The organism is Micromonospora sp. NPDC047187 (genome assembly GCF_040643355.1).
GTDB lineage: Bacteria > Actinomycetota > Actinomycetes > Mycobacteriales > Micromonosporaceae > Micromonospora > Micromonospora salmantinae.
The window spans coordinates 1-16049 of the sequence record NZ_JBEYUF010000046.1 but is presented as its reverse complement, the minus strand read 5'-3'; the positions used below and the strand labels follow the sequence as shown (position 1 = coordinate 16049).

At 72.9% G+C, this 16049-nt stretch carries 14 protein-coding genes and 1 pseudogene; 4 read left to right on the top strand and 11 right to left on the bottom strand.

What is annotated here, in order from left to right; genetic code table 11:
- The 3 genes and pseudogenes from ABZ794_RS33455 to ABZ794_RS33445 form a co-directional block, all read left to right on the top strand.
- Positions 1–90 (top strand): annotated as a pseudogene (locus ABZ794_RS33455) (phytochelatin synthase); the annotation flags it as partial.
- Positions 91–328: 238 nt separating this feature from the next.
- On the top strand, positions 329–1243 hold the full coding sequence (locus ABZ794_RS33450; RefSeq protein WP_357519410.1) for a DUF1996 domain-containing protein: 915 nt from the start codon (positions 329–331) through the stop codon (positions 1241–1243).
- 71 nt (positions 1244–1314) lie between these two features.
- Positions 1315–1920 carry a DUF305 domain-containing protein gene (locus ABZ794_RS33445; RefSeq protein WP_357519408.1) on the top strand — a complete coding sequence of 202 codons (606 nt, stop codon included), beginning with the start codon at positions 1315–1317 and terminating at the stop codon, positions 1918–1920.
- Here the strand turns inward: ABZ794_RS33445 and ABZ794_RS33440 are convergent.
- The 11 genes from ABZ794_RS33440 to ABZ794_RS33390 form a co-directional block, all read right to left on the bottom strand.
- A complete protein-coding gene (locus tag ABZ794_RS33440; RefSeq protein WP_210786309.1) occupies positions 1908–2729 on the bottom strand; it encodes a CoA ester lyase in 822 nt (273 codons plus the stop codon). The genes ABZ794_RS33445 and ABZ794_RS33440 overlap by 13 nt on opposite strands.
- A complete protein-coding gene (locus ABZ794_RS33435; protein ID WP_357519406.1) occupies positions 2729–3916 on the bottom strand; it encodes a CoA transferase in 1188 nt (395 codons plus the stop codon). Before ABZ794_RS33435 ends, ABZ794_RS33440 begins: the two co-directional genes overlap by 1 nt.
- Positions 3913–5862 carry an SUMF1/EgtB/PvdO family nonheme iron enzyme gene (locus tag ABZ794_RS33430; RefSeq protein WP_357519404.1) on the bottom strand — a complete coding sequence of 650 codons (1950 nt, stop codon included), beginning with the start codon at positions 5860–5862 and terminating at the stop codon, positions 3913–3915. The genes ABZ794_RS33435 and ABZ794_RS33430 overlap by 4 nt, the downstream gene beginning before the upstream one ends.
- A complete protein-coding gene (locus ABZ794_RS33425) occupies positions 5859–6797 on the bottom strand; it encodes a ribokinase (protein ID WP_357519402.1) in 939 nt (312 codons plus the stop codon). The genes ABZ794_RS33430 and ABZ794_RS33425 overlap by 4 nt, the downstream gene beginning before the upstream one ends.
- Positions 6794–8155: an ADP-ribosylglycohydrolase family protein gene (locus ABZ794_RS33420; RefSeq protein WP_357519400.1), complete on the bottom strand. Its 1362-nt coding sequence runs from the start codon at positions 8153–8155 to the stop codon at positions 6794–6796. Before ABZ794_RS33420 ends, ABZ794_RS33425 begins: the two co-directional genes overlap by 4 nt.
- Complete coding sequence (locus ABZ794_RS33415) at positions 8152–9321, bottom strand: ADP-ribosylglycohydrolase family protein (protein ID WP_210785275.1); 1170 nt, start codon at positions 9319–9321, stop codon at positions 8152–8154. Before ABZ794_RS33415 ends, ABZ794_RS33420 begins: the two co-directional genes overlap by 4 nt.
- 4 nt (positions 9322–9325) lie before the next feature.
- Entirely contained in the window at positions 9326–10618 is a 1293-nt protein-coding gene (locus ABZ794_RS33410; protein ID WP_210785276.1) for a sugar ABC transporter substrate-binding protein, read from the bottom strand.
- Between the two features lie 39 nt (positions 10619–10657).
- Positions 10658–11497, bottom strand: coding sequence for a carbohydrate ABC transporter permease (locus ABZ794_RS33405; RefSeq protein WP_357519397.1), 840 nt, complete (start codon positions 11495–11497; stop codon positions 10658–10660).
- Position 11498: 1 nt separating this feature from the next.
- Positions 11499–12434 (bottom strand): sugar ABC transporter permease, encoded by a 936-nt coding sequence (locus ABZ794_RS33400; RefSeq protein ID WP_112678220.1) that lies wholly within the window; start codon positions 12432–12434, stop codon positions 11499–11501.
- Positions 12431–13534, bottom strand: a complete 1104-nt coding sequence (locus ABZ794_RS33395) for a LacI family DNA-binding transcriptional regulator (protein WP_238690009.1) — start codon at positions 13532–13534, stop codon at positions 12431–12433. The genes ABZ794_RS33400 and ABZ794_RS33395 overlap by 4 nt, the downstream gene beginning before the upstream one ends.
- A gap of 185 nt (positions 13535–13719) precedes the next feature.
- Positions 13720–15345, bottom strand: a complete 1626-nt coding sequence (locus ABZ794_RS33390; protein ID WP_357519395.1) for an ABC-F family ATP-binding cassette domain-containing protein — start codon at positions 15343–15345, stop codon at positions 13720–13722.
- Positions 15346–15426: 81 nt separating this feature from the next.
- On the opposite strand from ABZ794_RS33390, the gene ABZ794_RS33385 reads away from it, so the two are divergent.
- Positions 15427–16014 carry a tannase/feruloyl esterase family alpha/beta hydrolase gene (locus ABZ794_RS33385; protein ID WP_357519412.1) on the top strand — a complete coding sequence of 196 codons (588 nt, stop codon included), beginning with the start codon at positions 15427–15429 and terminating at the stop codon, positions 16012–16014.
- The last annotated feature ends 35 nt before the right edge of the window (positions 16015–16049 follow it).

Below are 16049 nucleotides of genomic sequence, written 5' to 3'. Positions count from 1 at the left end.
GACTCCGCCGATGCGAACACCGCCTCCTACGAGGTCACCGTCGAGCACCTCGCCGACTGGATCGCCACCCGCGGCTACGCCACCAGCTGACCCAGAACAACACCGAAGGGCCGGACCCCACCATGGGGTCCGGCCCTTCGTCGTCATTTCCACCAACTGCGGCACGTATTGACAATTGTCGACTTCGGCGTGAGGCTGGGGGGCAGTGAGAGCGCTCTCTCGCACCGGCCCCAACCGGCCACCACCCAGTCTGGCCAGGCACAACTCCGATGCCTTCGGCGGCGGCGCCGGAGCTGTCCCTGACCCGTCCCCCGACAGGAGTCACGAGATGGACAGGGCCGCACCCCTCTCCGGCATCCCCCGCCGACTGCGCCTCGCCACGGCGATCGGCGCCCTGCTGGTGCTACTCGGCACGTACCTGGTGTCCACCACCAACCGGGCCGACGCCGCCCCCGGCCGAGCCGGCGCCGACTTCGGCGCCAACGCCATCCGGGTCGCCGAGTTCCCCGCCGACTGCACCTACAGCCACCGGCTGCCGGACGACCCGATCGTCTTCCCCGGGCTGCCCGGGGCGTCGCACATGCACAGCTTCTTCGGCAGCACTGTGACGAACGCCAGGACCACCCTTCCCGACCTGGTCAACTCGCCCACCACCTGCAACCCGCGGGTGGACGTCTCGTCGTACTGGGTGCCGACCCTGTACCGGGACAACGTCCCCGTGGAGCCGGCGATCGCCACGTTCTACTACCTGGGCGAGGGCGTCCGCGCCGACGTCGTCGCGAACACCCAGCCGTTCCCGCTCGGGCTGCGGCTCGTCGCCGGCAACGCGAAGGCCACCGGGCCGAACGACAGCATCGCCCGCTGGTCCTGCCTGCACGCCGGGCACGTGCCGCCGTCGAAGGACTTCGTCAACTGCCCGTCCGGCACGATGCTGGAGTCGTACCTGGACTTCCCGCAGTGCTGGAACGGCCGTGACCTCGACTCGCCGGACCACAAGAGCCACCTGGCGTACCCGGTGAACCAGGCCTGCCCGAGCACCCACCCGGTGCACGTGCCGAAGTTGCGCCAGGTGCTTCGGTACCCGGTCACCGGTGACCCGTCGCGGTTCCGGCTGGCCTCCGGGCCGGGCTACACGATGCACGGCGACTTCTTCAACGCCTGGCCGGTGGCGGAGCTGGCCCGCCGCGTCCAGGACTGCATCCGTCCCGTCATCAAGTGCGGTCACGACGGCCGACCGATCTGATTGACAGCTCCACACCACTGCGGCGGGTCCGGTCACCCGGGCCCGCCGCCGTGGTCGGGAAGGGAGATCGGATGCGCCAGCCCACGGCGTTCACAGTGCTCATCGGCGTGCTGCTCGTCGCCGGCTGCGGCGCCGGGCCACCAGACGCGGCCAGCACCACCACACCGCCCGTGACCGCGCCACTGGCGACGACCGTGCCGACACCCACGGGTACGGCGTTCAACCCCACCGACATCGCCTGGCTGCAACTGACGGTGGCGATGACCGAACGTCTGCTGCCCGTACTCGATCTGGTGCCGGCGCGGACCACCGACCCGGCCTGGCGGCAGACGGTCACCCAGGTGGCGACCACCCGGCACGCCGACCTGGACCGCGCCCGCCGGCTACTGGCCGACGCCGCCGCCCCGACGACGAATCCGCACGAGGGGCACGACATGCCGGGCATGGCCACCGCGCAGGAGATGACCGCGCTGCGGGCGGCCAGCGGGCAGCCGTTTCACCGCCTGCTGGCCGGGCACCTGCGGGCGCATCTCGCGCAGTCGGTCCGGATCGCCACCGCGGAGCAGCAGAACGGAGTCCAGCCGGCGACCGTGGCGCTGGCGGCGGCCGTGGTCCGATCCGGCACCGCCGACCTCGCGCGACTCGACCGTCTCGATCCCGAGACTCAGGCGGCGTAGCGGGCGGCGAGGTCGACGACGCGCCGGGCGGCGGCCACCATCGCCCGGTCGGCGAACCGGCCGTCGGGCAGGACCACGGTCCCCGAGTCCCGCTGGTGCGCGTCCGCCACGGCAGCCAGCAGCTCCGCGGCGCGGGCCACCTCCCGATCGGCCGGCCGGAACGCGTCGACGATCACCGGGAGCTGGCGCGGGTGGATCGCCGCACGGCCGAGAAAGCCGAGCCGTCGGCCCGCCGCGCAGGAGGCGGCCAGACCGGCGAGGTCGACCACGTCGGCGTACACCGACATGGCCGGCGGGGCCAGACCGGCCGCGCGGGCCGCGACCACCACCCGGCCGCGCGCCCAGAGCAGCCCGTCGTCGTCGCTCACCCCCAGATCCGAGCGCAGGTCGGCCTCACCGAGCCCGATCGAGGCGACCGCCGGGTGGGCGGCGGCGATCGGGTACGCGGCCTCCAGCCCGGCCGCCGACTCGATGAGCGGGTGCACTGGCACGTCGACCCGCTCGGCGAGGGCCGCCAGCGTCGCGGCCGACTCGACCTTCGGCAGCCGCAGCCCGGCCAACCCGGGCCGGCCGGCCACCGCCGCCAGGTCGGCATCGAGGTCGGGGCCGGTCAGCTCGTTGACCCGGACCTGCACGGGCACCGGGTGCGCCTCGGCGAGGAACTCGGCGACCGCGTCCCGGGCGTACGCCTTGCGCCCGGCGACAACGGCGTCCTCCAGGTCGAGGATGACCGCGTCGGCACCCGAGGCGACCGCCTTGGCGAACCGGTCCGGGCGGTCACCGGGCACGTAGAGCCAGCTCAACAGCATCAGAGCACTCCCCGCTCGCGCAGCGCGGCCAACTCCTCGGCGCTCAGGCCGAGCGCGCCGAAGACCGCGTCGGTGTCCTGGCCGTGCCGCCGGCCGGCGTGCCGGATCTCGCCGGGCGTCTCGGCGAGGCGGAACGGCACGTTCTGCATCCGTACCTCGCCCAACTCCTCGTCCGGCACTGTGCGCACGGTGCCCAGCGCCGCGTACTGCGGGTCGGCGAGGATGTCGCGCACGTCGTAGACGGGCGCGACAGCGGCCTGCGCCTCCTCGAACGCGGCCACCACCTCGTCGCGGTCCCGTCGCGCCACCCAGGCGCTCACCGCCGCGTCCAACTCGTCGGCGTGGGCGGCCCGCCCACTGCCGGTGGCGAACCACGGCTCGTCGATCAGCTCGGGACGGCCGACCAGCCGCAGCACCCGCTCGGCGATGCTCTGCGCGCTGGTGGAGACCGCCACCCAGCGCCCGTCGGCACAGCGGTAGGTGTTGCGCGGGGCGTTGTTGTTGGACCGGTTGCCCAACCGGGGCTGGACGTAGCCGAGCTGGTCGTACCAGGTGATCTGCGGCCCGAGCATCGCCATGATCGGCTCGATGATGGCGAGGTCGACCACCTGTCCGGCGCCGGTGACGTCGCGGGCCCGCAGGGCGAGCATCACCGCGTACGCGGCGGCGAGCGCGCTGACCGAGTCGGCCAGCCCGAACGGGGGCAGCGTCGGCGGCCCGTCCGGTTCCCCGGTGGCCGCGGCGAAACCGCTCATCGCCTCGGCGAGGGTGCCGAAGCCGGGCCGGCGGGCGTACGGGCCGACCTGCCCGAACCCGCTGATCCGGGTGATCACCAGCCGGGGGTTGACAGCGTGCAGCTCGGCCGGGCCGAGCCCCCACCGTTCCAGGGTTCCGGGGCGGAAGTTCTCCACCAGCACGTCGGCGTCGGCGAGCAGCCGGCGCAGCAACGCCGCCCCGTCCGGGTCGGAGAGGTTGAGGGTGACTGTGCGCTTGTTGCGGCCGAGCACCTTCCACCAGAGCCCGACACCGTCGCGGGCCGGGCCGTGCCCCCGCGACGGGTCCGGCTTGGCCGGATGCTCCACCTTGATCACGTCGGCGCCGAAGTCACCGAGGAACGCCGCCGCGAGCGGCCCGGCGAAGAGGGTGGCCAGGTCGACGACAGTGACGCCGTCCAGTGGCGCGGTCACCGGGTCACCTCCGGAAGGTCGGCCGCGCAGCGGAAGCCGACCTGCTCGGAGCGGGCGAGACCGGCGCCGGTGAGCAGCAGCTTCACCGACACGTCCGCCGGTTGCGGGCCGCCGTCGAGGTACCAGTCGGAGCCCTCCGCCCGGTACTGGGCGCCGCCCTTGAGGATGGCGAAGCGGGTACGACCGTCGGAGTGCTCGCTCTCGGTCAGGTTCCACACCAGCGGTTCGCGCCGTACGAGCAGCCCCGCCTCGGCGGCGACCTGCCACTCGTCCTCGGTGGGCAGGCGCAGCCCGGCCCACGCCGCGTACGCCCGCGCGTCGGCCAGCTCGACCCCTGTCACCGGGGCGTCGGCCGGGCCGGAGCCGGCGGTGAACCGCTCCGGGCGCACCGGAACGTAGCCGGTGGCGCGCAGGAACTCGGCGTACTCGCCGTGGGTGACCTCGTGCACGGCGATGGCGAACCGGCCGAGCCGCACACTGCGCCGCAGCGTGCCGGGGTGGTGCAGCCGAGGCGGCAAGGGCTTCCACTCGTCGACGTAGGGCGCCTCGCCGTACAGCCCGGTCTCCCGTACCCGGTGCCGGACGACCAGGTCGTGCCGGCCGCCCTCGACGGCGACCAGGCCCGGCGGCACCTGCGGTCGGGGCGCCCACGGCGTAGGGACGCGCACCGCGGCGCGGGCCGGGAAGGACGGGTCGCCGGTCGGCGGCTCGTGCCGGTGCGCGGCGGCGACTCCGCGCGCCACGGCCGCGATGGCGCCGGCCGGGAGCGGGCCGCCGACAGCCAGCTGACCGCCGGCCGTCTCGGTGACCGTCAACTCGGCACCGGTGACCAGGTCGACGAAGTGCCGGCCGGCGCTCGGGTCGGTGACCACCCACGGGCCGTCGTGGTCCGCGCCCCGGTTCACCACCGTCCACAGCGGCTCGTCGTCGTGCGTCCATCGGGACGCGTACACCTGGCCGTCGCCGGGATGGTCGGCGAGCGGCACCCAGTCCTCGGCGCGCAACCACGCCGCGTGGCTGGTCTGCACCCGGCGCATCGCCCGCAGCACCGCGCGGTCCCGCTCGTTCCAGCCGACCCAGACGCCGAAGACGCTTTCCCAGACCAGCACGCCGACGCCGTTGAGCCAGGCGGAGTGCAGCTCGTCGAGGTGGTCGCGGTGCCAGCGCCGGGTGTGGTGCAGCACGTGCCGTCGCTCGAACCACTTCGCCCGCAGCACGCCGGGCACCTCGGAGTCGGCGAACCACTGCGCCCAGGACATCGCGTGGTCGGCGATGCGGGCCAGCGGCACCCGGCTCTCGCCCTCCAGGACCATGCCGGGGCGCACCGCGTCCAGCGCGGCGCGCAGCTCCCCCGCGCCCTCCTTGAGGGTGTCCAGGAAGACCCCGTCGACGCCGAGCTTGCCGGCCAGCGTGGCGACCTCCTCGGCGTCGCTGCCCGGCTCGCGCCGGGTTCCGGTGTCCCACGGGTTGTAGTCGACGAAGACCCGCACCCCACGCTGCTGGAACGCGCGCACCACCTCGGGCAGTTCCGGCACGTCCCGGTACCAGTCGAACTGGTTGCGGTCGTCGAGGCCGATCACCGGGTACGCGTGCCAGAGCACCACCCCGTCGAAGCCGCCGAAGTCCCGCCCTGCCGCGTCGAGGAACTCGTCGACGGTGAAGACGCCGCGTTCGTGGTCGTAGAGCGTCTCGTCCCAGAGCCAGGCCAGGCAGACGCTGAAGCAGTCACCGGCGATCTCGTCGTAGTGCTCGCCGACGTAGCCGATCCGGTCCCGGGCGTCGACCCGCCACCGGGCGATCTGCTCCCGCCAGGCCGGCCAGTCGGCCCTGTCGGTCGGGGCGGCGAAGATCTTCGCCTCGTCCAGGGTGCTCAGGTCGGCGTGCCCGCCCAACGGCACCTCGGTCGGCCGGTCGATCGGGCGTGGGACGTACGGGTTGAAGCTCACTGTGCACCTCGGTAGGTCGCGTCGTAGAGGGCGTCGATGGCCGGCCGGTCGGGCAGTGCGGTGGACGCTCCGGGCCGCTGGGCGCAGGCCGCGCCGGCGGCGCAGGCCCAGCGCAGGCTGGCGGTGACGGTGTCCTCGCTGCTGGCGCCGCCGCGTTCGGCCCAGCCCACGGCGAGCGCGCCGGTGAACGCGTCACCGGAGGCGGTGGTGTCCACCGCGTCGATCTGCGGCGCCGGGACGGCGAGACGCAGGCCCTGCCGATCGGCGTACGCGGCACCGCGCGCGCCGAGGGTGAGCACCACCCGGGGCACGAGCTTCAGCAGGGCGTCGAGCAGCACCGGTGGGTCGTCGGAGGCGACCTCGGCGACGACCGCCGCCTCGTGCTCGTTGACCACCAGCACGTCGACCAGGTCGAGCAGTGCGGTGGGCAGCGCGGCGGCGGGCGCGGCGTTCAGCACCACAGTGGTGCCCTCCGCCCGGGCCCAGTGCGCCGCCTGGAGCACGGCGGTCAGCGGCACCTCCAGTTGCAGCAGCAGCACGTCCGCCGCCGCGATCGTCGCCCGGTCGTGCGCGTCCAGCTCGGTCAGCGTGCCGTTGGCGCCGGGCGCGACCAGTATGAAGTTCTCCGCGTCCCGGTCGACGGCGATCAACGCGACACCGGAAGGGCCGACGGCGGTCCGCAGGCCACTGACGTCCACGCCGGCGTCGACGAGACTCGCCCGCATCCGGGTGCCGAACTCGTCGTCGCCGACCGCGCCCACGAAGTCGCAGGCCGCACCGGCCCGGGCGGCGGCGACGGCCTGGTTGGCGCCCTTGCCGCCGGGTACGGTCCGGAAGTTCTCGCCGAGCACCGTCTCACCGGGGCGGGGCAGCCGCGACGCCGTGACCACCAGGTCCAGGTTGCTGCTGCCCACCACCGCCACCCGCGCGCTCATGCCACGCTCCCTTCCGTCGCCGGCTGCGCCAGGGCGAGGGTCCGCTCGGCCAGCTCGTCGAAGCCGATCCCGTCGAAGCCGGCGATGCTGCTGGCCAGCCGGTTACGCAGCGGGGCGACCCAACGCTGCGACAGCCCGGACGCCCCGGTGAGCGCTCCGGTCACCGCGCCGACCGTCGCGCCGGTCGAGTCGGTGTCCCAGCCGCCGCTGACCACAGCGGTGATCGACCGTTCCAGATCCCCCCGCCCGTACGCCAGGGCCGCGGCCACCAGCGCCGCGTTGTTGCGGACGTGCACCCAGTGCAGGTGGCCGTGCCGTGCGTACAGCTCGTCGACAACGCGCTCCCAGTCGTCGGTGCCCGCGCCGAGGGCGCGTGCCTCCCGGACGGTGGTGGCGAACCGGCTCCCCGGCGGCAGCACCGCCTCGGCGGCGTCCAGCACCTCGTCCACCGTGTCGGCCACCGGCGCGGCGGCGGCCAGCGCCGCCGCCCAGAGCGCGCCGTGCACCCCGCCCCGGACGTGGCTGACCGTCGCGTCGCGCACCGCCAGCTCGGCGGCGCGGTCCGGGCGTCCGGGGTTGACCCAGCCGTACAGGTCGGTGCGGATCTGCGCGCCGATCCACTCCCGGAACGGGTTGTGCCGGTGGGCGCTCTGCGGCGGCGGGTACCCGAGCAGCAGGTTGCGGTAGGCCACCCGCTCGGCGGTGAAGACCCGCCCGCCGGGCAGCCAGTCCAGCCACGCCTGCGCCACGTCGGCGCTGGTGAAGCCCCGACCGTGCGTCTCCAGCACGCGCAGGGCCAGCAACGCGTAGTTCAGGTCGTCGTCCTCGGGCATCCCGTCGATGTTCTCGGCGAGGCTGGTCGGCGCGCTGCGCCGGTTCCACGGCCAGCGGGCAGCCACGTCGGCCGGGAGTCCCTTCGCGGTGAACCAGTCGCACAGTGGCCACCGGTCGGTAGCGGTGAGGATCTCCCGGATGCCCTCGCGGGGAATCTTCTCCACCGGCTTGCCGAGCAGGCAGCCGACCGCCCGGCCGAGCCACCCGCCGTGCAGCCGGTCGTACGCCACCTCGGTCGGCAGCGACCAGCTGCTCGGCCACCCGGCGCGCAACGTGGCCAGGTCGTCGGCCTCGTCGGCGGTGTCGACGGCGGGCAACGCGTCGGCGGCGTCCAGCAGCTCCGTGGCGAGGGCCCGCAGCTCCCGCGACGCCGGGGTCACCGACGCCCCGCTGACCGGTGGGGTCAGGTCCCCGCCGGCCGCCGTCCACCGCTGGGCGATCGATGTGACGTCGCGGCCCTCGTCCCGGCTGGCCGCCAGCTCGTGCGGCAGCAGGTCCTCGGGCTGAACCCAGGTGATCCTCACCGGGTCTCGCCCCCAACCCCCCGGGTGGCACCGGCGGCCAGCCCGGCGAACCGTTCCGCCCGGCGGGCGAACCGGGCCTGGTCGCGCTCGAAGACCTCGCCGGCCACCGTCGCCAGGACCCGGGCCGGCTCCACCAGGTCGGTCCTGGAGGCGGTGGCGACCACTTCGGACCACTCCGCCGGCACCGCGTCGGCGCCACCGAGCGCCCCGGCGATGGCGGCGGCCATGGTGGCTGTGGAGTCGGCGTCCCGGCCGTAGTTGACCGAGCCGAGCACCGCGGCCCGGAAATCGCCGCCGGCCACCACGAGCATGCCGAGCGCCACCGGCAGCTCCTCGATGGCGTGCAGGCGACTGGGCCGCCGCGCGCCGAGGCCGGGGCTGCGGTACTCCTCCCCCACCGTGTCGTAGGGGGCGACCGCGGCCCGCAGCGCCGGGATGGCCTGCTTCCAGTCGTGGTGCCCGCGGGCCTCCTTGACCACCGCGTCGATTGCCGCGCGGGTGCCGTCGCGGGCCAGGTCCAACGCCGCCGCGACGACGTCCTCGACGCCCGCGCCGGGCGTCGCGGCCGCCGCGACCGCTGCCGCGAACACGGCGGCGGCCTCCCGCCCGTAGCTGTGCTGGTGCGCGCCGGCGATCTCCACCGCCTCGGCGTACGCCCCGGCCGGGTCGCCCGCGTTCACGATGCCGACCGGGGCCATGTACATGGCCGCGCCACAGTTGACGATGTTGCCGACCCCGGCCTCGCGCGGGTCCGCGTGGGCGTGGTGCAGACGGGTGACCAGCCACCGCTCGGCGGCCGCGAGCCGGTGGAAGGTCACCCCGTCGCGCTCCAGGTCGGGGATGTACACCACCCGCTCGATCAGGTCGGGAACCAGCAGCTCCACCACGTCGTACGCGTCGAGGTGGTCCCGTTTGGCCGCGTACGCGCGGACCAGGGCGTGGGTCATCAACGTGTCGTCGGTGATGTGCCCGTCGCCCTTGTGGTACGGCGCGAGGGGTCGCGCGGTGGCCCAGTCGGCGTGGTACGGGGGCACGATGCCCTCGACCCAGCCGCCGAAGCGAGTACGGATCTGCTCGGGCAGCGCCGTCTCGGTGGCGCCGCCCAGGGCGTCTCCGACAGCGGCGCCAACCAGGCAACCGACCGATGTGTCGAGCAAGAGTGACATGTCGTTACCTCAGAACCTGCTTGCCACCGTCGACCAGCTGCGTGCCGAGCTGATCGAGGGTGATCTTGTTGGCGAAGTACTGCTGGAGGGCCGGGGTGGCGTACTTGGTCTTCCACTCCGGGTAGCCGTCGGCCTGCTGGAACGGGGCGACGGTCAGGTCCGTGGCGCTGTCCGCGGCGACGTCCCAGCCCTGCTTGCCGGCGGTGAGCTTGACCAGTTCCTCGTTGGCCTGCTTGCCGGTCGGCACCAACCAGTCGCCCTTGGCCAGGGCTGCCATGTTGGTCGGGTTCAGGAAGTACTCCAGGAACTGCGCGGCCTGCTTCTTGTGCTTGCTGTCCTCGGAGATCGACAGCGTCTGCGGGTTGGCGGCCTGCTTGGTGGAGAGCCCCTTGATCGGGGGCAGTGTGACCCACTCGAAGCCGGCCGGCGCCTGCTCGACCATCTGCTGGCGCAGCGACACCGAGCCGGGCAGCATCGCGTACTTGCCGCCGAAGAAGCCGGGCAGGGTGTCCGCGCCGCTCATGCCGAGCGCCTCCGGGGAGGCGGACTTGGCGGTGTAGATCATGTCGTGGATCCGCTTCGGGATCTCCTTCTCCGCGTCGCCGACCTTGACCTCGGCGCGGCCACCGTCGCCGTAGAAGAACTTGCCGTCGTAGTTGAGCGCCAGGTTCAGCACCCGGTTGGTCGGCGACTTCAGCGCCCAGGCCGCGCCGTACTGACCGGGCTTGGTGAGCTTCTGCGCGTTGGCCTGGAACTCGTCCCAGGTCCAGCCGCCGTCGGCCGGCGGCACCGCGACACCGGCGGCGTCGAGCAGCTTCTTGTTCGCGATGACGACCTGCGACTCCAGCAGGAACGGCACACCGGTGACCTTGCCGTCGACGGTGACGGTGTCCCAGATGCCCTCGTCGATCTGGCCCTTCAGGTCGCCCGAGACCAGGTCGGAGAGGTCGGCCAGGTAGCCCTGCTTGCTGAACTCGCCGATGGAGGACGCCTCGTAGTGCACAATGTCCGGCGCGTCGCCGCCCTCGAACGAGGTGAGCAGCTGGTCGTGCACCGAGTTCCAGTCACCCTGGACGTACTCGACCTGGATGTCCGGGTGCTCGGCGTTCCACTTGGCGACCAGATCCTTGTTGACCTGCAGCGACTCCTTCTGCCAGGCGAGGCTGAGGAAGCGCAGCTTGGCCGGGCCGTCGGTGGCCTCGTCGTCGCCGCCGGCACCGCACGCGGTGAGCGCGCCGAGGCCGATGACCGTGACCGCGGCGGCCGCCGCGAGTCGACGGAATCGGGTACGGAGCATGGGGGTTACCTCCTTGGTGGTGGTGGTTGGGGGGACGGTTCAGCCCTTGACCGCGCCCGCGAGCGACCCGGACGAGAGCCGCCGCTGCATGAACGCGAAGAAGATCAGGCTGGGCAGCGTGGCCAGCAGTGAGCCGGCGGCCAGGGGTCCCAGCCGGGCGGTGCCCTCGATGCCGACGAACCGGGCCAGCGCCACCGGCAGGGTGGCCAGCTCCGGAGTCTTGATCAGCACCAGTGCGAAGAAGAACTCGTTCCAGGCCGAGATGAAGGAGAACAGCGCGGTCGCGACCAGTCCCGGGGCGAGCAGCGGAAAGACCACCCGCCGCAGGATCTGCACCCGGGTCGCGCCGTCGACCGATGCGGCCTCCTCAAGCTCCCTCGGGATGTTGCGGACGAAGCCCTGCAGCATCCACAGTGCGAACGGCAGCGCCCAGACCACGTAGATCAGCACCAGCCCGGCGTGCGTGTTGGCCAGGCCGACCTGCCGCAGCACCAGGAAGATCGGGATGATCAGCAGCACGAACGGGAAGAGCTGGGACAGCAGCACCCAGCCCAGTGCGGCGGTGCCGAGCTTGGAGCGGAACCGGGCGAGGGCGTACGACGCCGGCATGGCGACCAGGACGGTCAGCACCGCCGAGCCGAGGGAGACCTGGAGGCTGTTGAGCGCCGCCCGACCCAGCTCCTGCTCGGTGAAGGCCTGCACGAAGTTCTGCAGTGTCGGGTTGTCCGGGATCAACGTCGGGTGCAGGCGTACCAGTTCGCGCGGCGGTTTGAACGCCGTGGAGAGCAGCCAGACCAGCGGGAACCCGAGGAAGATCAGGTAACCGGCGAGCGCCAGGTACTGCAGCGTCCGGCTGGTGCGGCTCGGTTTTCCGAACATGTCAGTTCGCCTCCCTGAGCCGGCGACGGAGATAGACAGCGAGCAGCGCGATGATGATCACGACCATGACGTTGCCGAGCGCCGCCGCGTAGCCGTAGTTGCCGTAGCGGAACGCCTCCTCGTACGCGAACAGCATCGGCAGCATCGTCTTGCCGCCCGGTCCACCGGCGGTGAGCACGTAGACCAGGCCGAACGAGTTGAAGTTCCAGATGAAGTCCAGCGAGGTGATCGCCACGATCACCGGCGCCAGCGCGGGCAACGTGACGTGCCGGAACCGGTGCCAGGTGCTCGCCCCGTCCACCGCCGCCGCCTCGTGCAGCTCGCGACCCACGCCCTGCAGACCGGCGAGCAGGACGACTGTGGTCTGCGGCATACCAGCCCAGACCCCGACGATGATCACCGCGGGCAGGGCGGTGCTGAAGTCGCCCAGCCAGTTCGTCCGCAGTCCGTCGGCGCCGATGCGGTGGAAGAACTCGTTGATCAGGCCGGCGTCGGGGTGGTAGACGAGCTTCCACAGGATGCCGACCACGACCGGCGGCATCGCCCACGGCACGACGGCCAGCACCCGCGCCACACCGCGGAACCGCAGTTGCTGGTTGAGCAGCAGCGCCAGCCCGAGGGCGAGCAGGAACTGCAACACCGTCACCCCGACCGCCCAGAGCAGGCCGATCTTGAACGAGTTCCAGAACAGCTCGTCGCCGAGGAGTTCGCGGTAGTTGGCAAGGCCGGTGAAGCTGACCTCGACGTTGCGACCGGCGCGGGCGTCGGTGAAGCCGAGGTAGATGCCCCGCAGCAGCGGGAACACCGACAGCACCAGGATCGGCAGCAGCGACGGCAGCAACAGAAGGTAGATGGTGGTGCGGTCGGAGCGGAACCGGTTCGGCCGGCGGGCCGGCTCGGCCCGCTCGACGTCCGGCCGCTCGGCCAGGGTGGTCATGCGGTCACCCCTTCGCTGGACGGGTGGGTGGTCGGTGGGCCGGCCGGCCCGGTGGCGGGTCGAGGGACCGGCAGGGTCGCGGCGCTGGACGCGCGAACGACGAGACTTGGCGGCACCTGCTCGCGCCGCGGCGGCAGAGTCGCGTCGGCGATGCGTTGCAGGAGCAGTTCGGCGGCTCGGCGACCACGCTCGGCCGAGCCGAGCGAGACGCTGGAGAGCTGGGGAAACATCATCCGGGCCAGTTCGGTGTCGTCCATGCCGACCAGGGCGACGTCCTGCGGCACCCGGCGACCGGCGACCAGCAGGGCGTGCAGTGCGCCGACCGCGATGAGGTCGTTGGCGCAGACCAGGGCGTCCGGGTCGGCGCGGGCGAGCAGTCGCTCGGTGGCGGCGCGGCCGGCCGCGTACTGGAAGTCACCGACCTCGATCAGCTCGTCGTCGAGCCCGATGCCGTGTCGGGCCAGGGCGGCCCGGAACCCGGCGTCCCGGGCGGCACCCGGAACGGTGTCGAGCGGGCCGTTGACGAAGCCGATCCGCCGTCGGCCGGTGGCGACGAGATGGTCCACGGCCAGCGCCACGCCGTGCCGCGAGTCGGTACGCACGTTGTCGATCGGAGCGTCCGCGCCGAGCTGGCCGACGACCACCACCGGCACCGGACTGTCCACCAGCGCGGTGAGGTGGTCGTCGGTGACCCGGATCGGCGAGACGATCATGCCGTCCACGTAGCGGTTGGCCAGTCGTCGCAGCAGGGCGGTCTCGTTGTCGATCCGCCCGCCGGTGGCGTGCACCAGCAGTTGCCGCCCGGAGGACGCGACCACGGCCTCGATGGCCCGCATCATCTCCACGTAGACCGGGTTGCCGATGTCCTCCACCGCGAGCGCGATCAGACCGGTGCGCTGGGACTGCAACGACCTGGCGATCGCGTTGGGCACGTAGCCCACCTCGGCCGCCGCCTCGCGAACCTTGCGGATCGTCTCGGGGCTGCCGCCGACGCCGTTGAGCACCCGCGAGGCGGACGCGATGGAGACGCCGGCGCGGGCGGCGACGGTGTGCACCGTGGGCCGGCCGTCCGCCGGTTCCTGTAAACGTTTACGACCCACGTCCGGCACCTCCACCCGATAGCTGTAAACGTTTCCGGGGAGTCTGCTCCGCAGGCGCCAGAGAGGTCAACCCCCCGTTACGAAAACGTTTCCAACCCCCGTACCAGCAGACCGGACCGCCGTTGATCAAGAGGTTTGCGTCATCCCGCCCGGCGTGGCGTGACGCCAACCTCTTGATCACCGACCTAAGGGCGAGGCAACGTCAGGGGCAGCTCTCGGGCTGGCCAGCGGGAGCGGAGTCTGCGGTCGTGGCTGGCCACGACGATGGCACCCGGGCCGGTGCCCAGGGCGTCCTCCAGCTCGTCGCAGAGCGTCGGCGAGAGGTGGTTGGTGGGCTCGTCGAGCAGGAGCAGCTCCGGCGGATCGGCGACGAGCACCGCCAGGGCGAGCCGACGGCGCTGTCCCACCGACAGGTCGGCCACCGGGCGGTCGAGGTCCGCCGGGGCGAGCAGCCCGAGGGACGACAGCGGTACGACAGCGGCCCGCTCCACGCCGACGGCCGCGTCGAAGACCTGCCGGGCCGTCCGCCGCGCGTCAGCGAAGACGGTGTCCTGGGCGAGCAGGCCGACCCGCAGCTCCGGTCGTCGCCAGAGCGTTCCGGCACCGACCAGGTGACCGGCGAGCACGGCGAGCAGAGTCGACTTGCCGGTGCCGTTGGGGCCGGTCACCAACAGCCGGTCGCGGGACCTGAGCTCCAGGTGCGCCACCCGCAGTCGGCCGGGAACCTCCAGCCGGTCCGCCGTGACGATGACCCCGTCGCTGTCGCCGACGGCGAGCGCCGGCGCGTGGAAGCGCAACGGCTCCGACGGCACCGGAACGGGGTCGCGCTCGATCGTCTCCAGTCGACGGACGGAGTCGCGAACGCGACGGGAGATCTGGTTCTGGACGCGGCCGGCGGTGTGCCCGTACCCCATCTTCTCGCTGTCGCGCGGGCCCCGGCCGTGGGCGACCTGGTGCCCGGTCACGGCGGCGGCCTCGCGCAGCTCGGCGAGGAGCGCCTGCTCGTCGTCGTAGCGCCGTCGCCACCGTTGCGCCTCGGCCCGCTTCGCCGTCAGGTACGCGGTGTAGCCGCCGCCGAAGCGGACCGGCCCGTCGATCGCCGGGTCCAGGTCGATGAGATCGGTGCAGACCGCGTCCAGGAAGGCCCGGTCGTGACTGGCCACCACGACGACCCCCGGCATGGTACGAAGCTGGTCCTCGCAGAACGCCGCCGCCGCGTCGTCGAGATGGTTGGTGGGCTCGTCGAGCAGCAGTGCGCTCGGCCGGCGGACCAGCATCGCCGCGAGGGCGAGCCGGCCGCGTTGCCCGCCGGAGAGCGCGCCCAACGTCCGGTCGTGGGGCAGCCCGCCGAGGCCGAGGCCGTCGAGGACGGTGCGGGCACGCCGGTCGGCGTCCCAGGCGTCGCGGTCCTGCGCCCGTTCCAGCACCTCGCCGTACGCGGTCAGCAGCCGGTCGTGCCGCTCGGTGCCCTCCGGCGAGTCGGCGAGCGCGACGCCGATCCGGTCCAGCTCGACGAGGTCGGCGCGGGCCTCGCGCAGCGCGTCGTCGAGGACCGCGGCGATGGTGGTGGATGGACGGAAGGGCAACTCCTGGTGCAGGAAGCCGACGTCCGGTGGGCGCGTGACGGTGCCGGAGTCGGGTTGGTCGACGCCGGCCAGGACCCGCAGCAGAGTCGTCTTGCCGGTGCCGTTCTCACCGATCAGGCCGATCCGGTGGCCGGGCGTGGCGGTCAGGGAGACGCCGTCGAGCACCCGGCGGTCGCCACGGACCCGCACGAGGTCATGGGCGATGAGCGCAGGTCGAACAGACATGGGGAACCTCGGAGAACGACTATCCGGGGCGCACACCGGCACCCCGGCGGAAGCAGGACATGACGACGGAGGCCGCGGCGACTGAGGCGCGATCACGCGCCCGTCGGCGGCCGGTCCGGGTGCTCACCCGGAGATGTCGTCGTCACCTGCCACGCCTGCTCCGATCTCCAGCAACTCGGGCGCAAGAATAACTCGCCGGGCGCGGTCCAGCCCTCGCTGCCGTCGTTCCCGGCGACGTGCTCGACCGACCGCCCTCAGCCGGTCGCCCTCGTCACGATCTCGCGCGCCCTGTCCGCGTTCGCCCGGGCCGGCGGCAAGCTGCTCAGGTGGCACGGCCAGGCCGATCAACTGGTGCCCACCCAGGGCACCGTCGACTACCGCGAGCGGGTCAACCGGGTGTCCGGAGGCAACCGCCGCGTCGACGACTTCTACCGGCTGTTCCTGCTGCCCGGCGTGGCCCACTGCGGCGGCGGCCCCGGCCCGCAGCCGACCGGTGAGCTGGACGCACTGGTCAACTGGGTGGAGAAGGGTCAGGCCCCGGCCACCCTCGCCACGTCGAGCGCCGACGGCAGCGTCACCCGCAACGCCTGCCGGTACCCGCAGGTGGCCCGCTTCACCGGTCACGGCGACCCGAAGGCGGCGGCGAACTACCGCTGCGTCCCCGCCTGAGCACAGCTGAGGTCGGCGGCCCGGAGCGATCCCGC

Coding starts and splice junctions, on each gene's coding strand:
- ABZ794_RS33440 (WP_210786309.1), bottom strand. CDS start 2,729: ATGCTGTTGAGCTGGCTCTACGTGCCCGGTGACCGCCCGGACCGGTTC.
- ABZ794_RS33390 (WP_357519395.1), bottom strand. CDS start 15,345: ATGTCTGTTCGACCTGCGCTCATCGCCCATGACCTCGTGCGGGTCCGT.
- ABZ794_RS33415 (WP_210785275.1), bottom strand. CDS start 9,321: ATGTCACTCTTGCTCGACACATCGGTCGGTTGCCTGGTTGGCGCCGCT.
- ABZ794_RS33425 (WP_357519402.1), bottom strand. CDS start 6,797: ATGAGCGCGCGGGTGGCGGTGGTGGGCAGCAGCAACCTGGACCTGGTG.
- ABZ794_RS33410 (WP_210785276.1), bottom strand. CDS start 10,618: ATGCTCCGTACCCGATTCCGTCGACTCGCGGCGGCCGCCGCGGTCACG.
- ABZ794_RS33450 (WP_357519410.1), top strand. CDS start 329: ATGGACAGGGCCGCACCCCTCTCCGGCATCCCCCGCCGACTGCGCCTC.
- ABZ794_RS33405 (WP_357519397.1), bottom strand. CDS start 11,497: ATGTTCGGAAAACCGAGCCGCACCAGCCGGACGCTGCAGTACCTGGCG.
- ABZ794_RS33400 (WP_112678220.1), bottom strand. CDS start 12,434: ATGACCACCCTGGCCGAGCGGCCGGACGTCGAGCGGGCCGAGCCGGCC.
- ABZ794_RS33445 (WP_357519408.1), top strand. CDS start 1,315: ATGCGCCAGCCCACGGCGTTCACAGTGCTCATCGGCGTGCTGCTCGTC.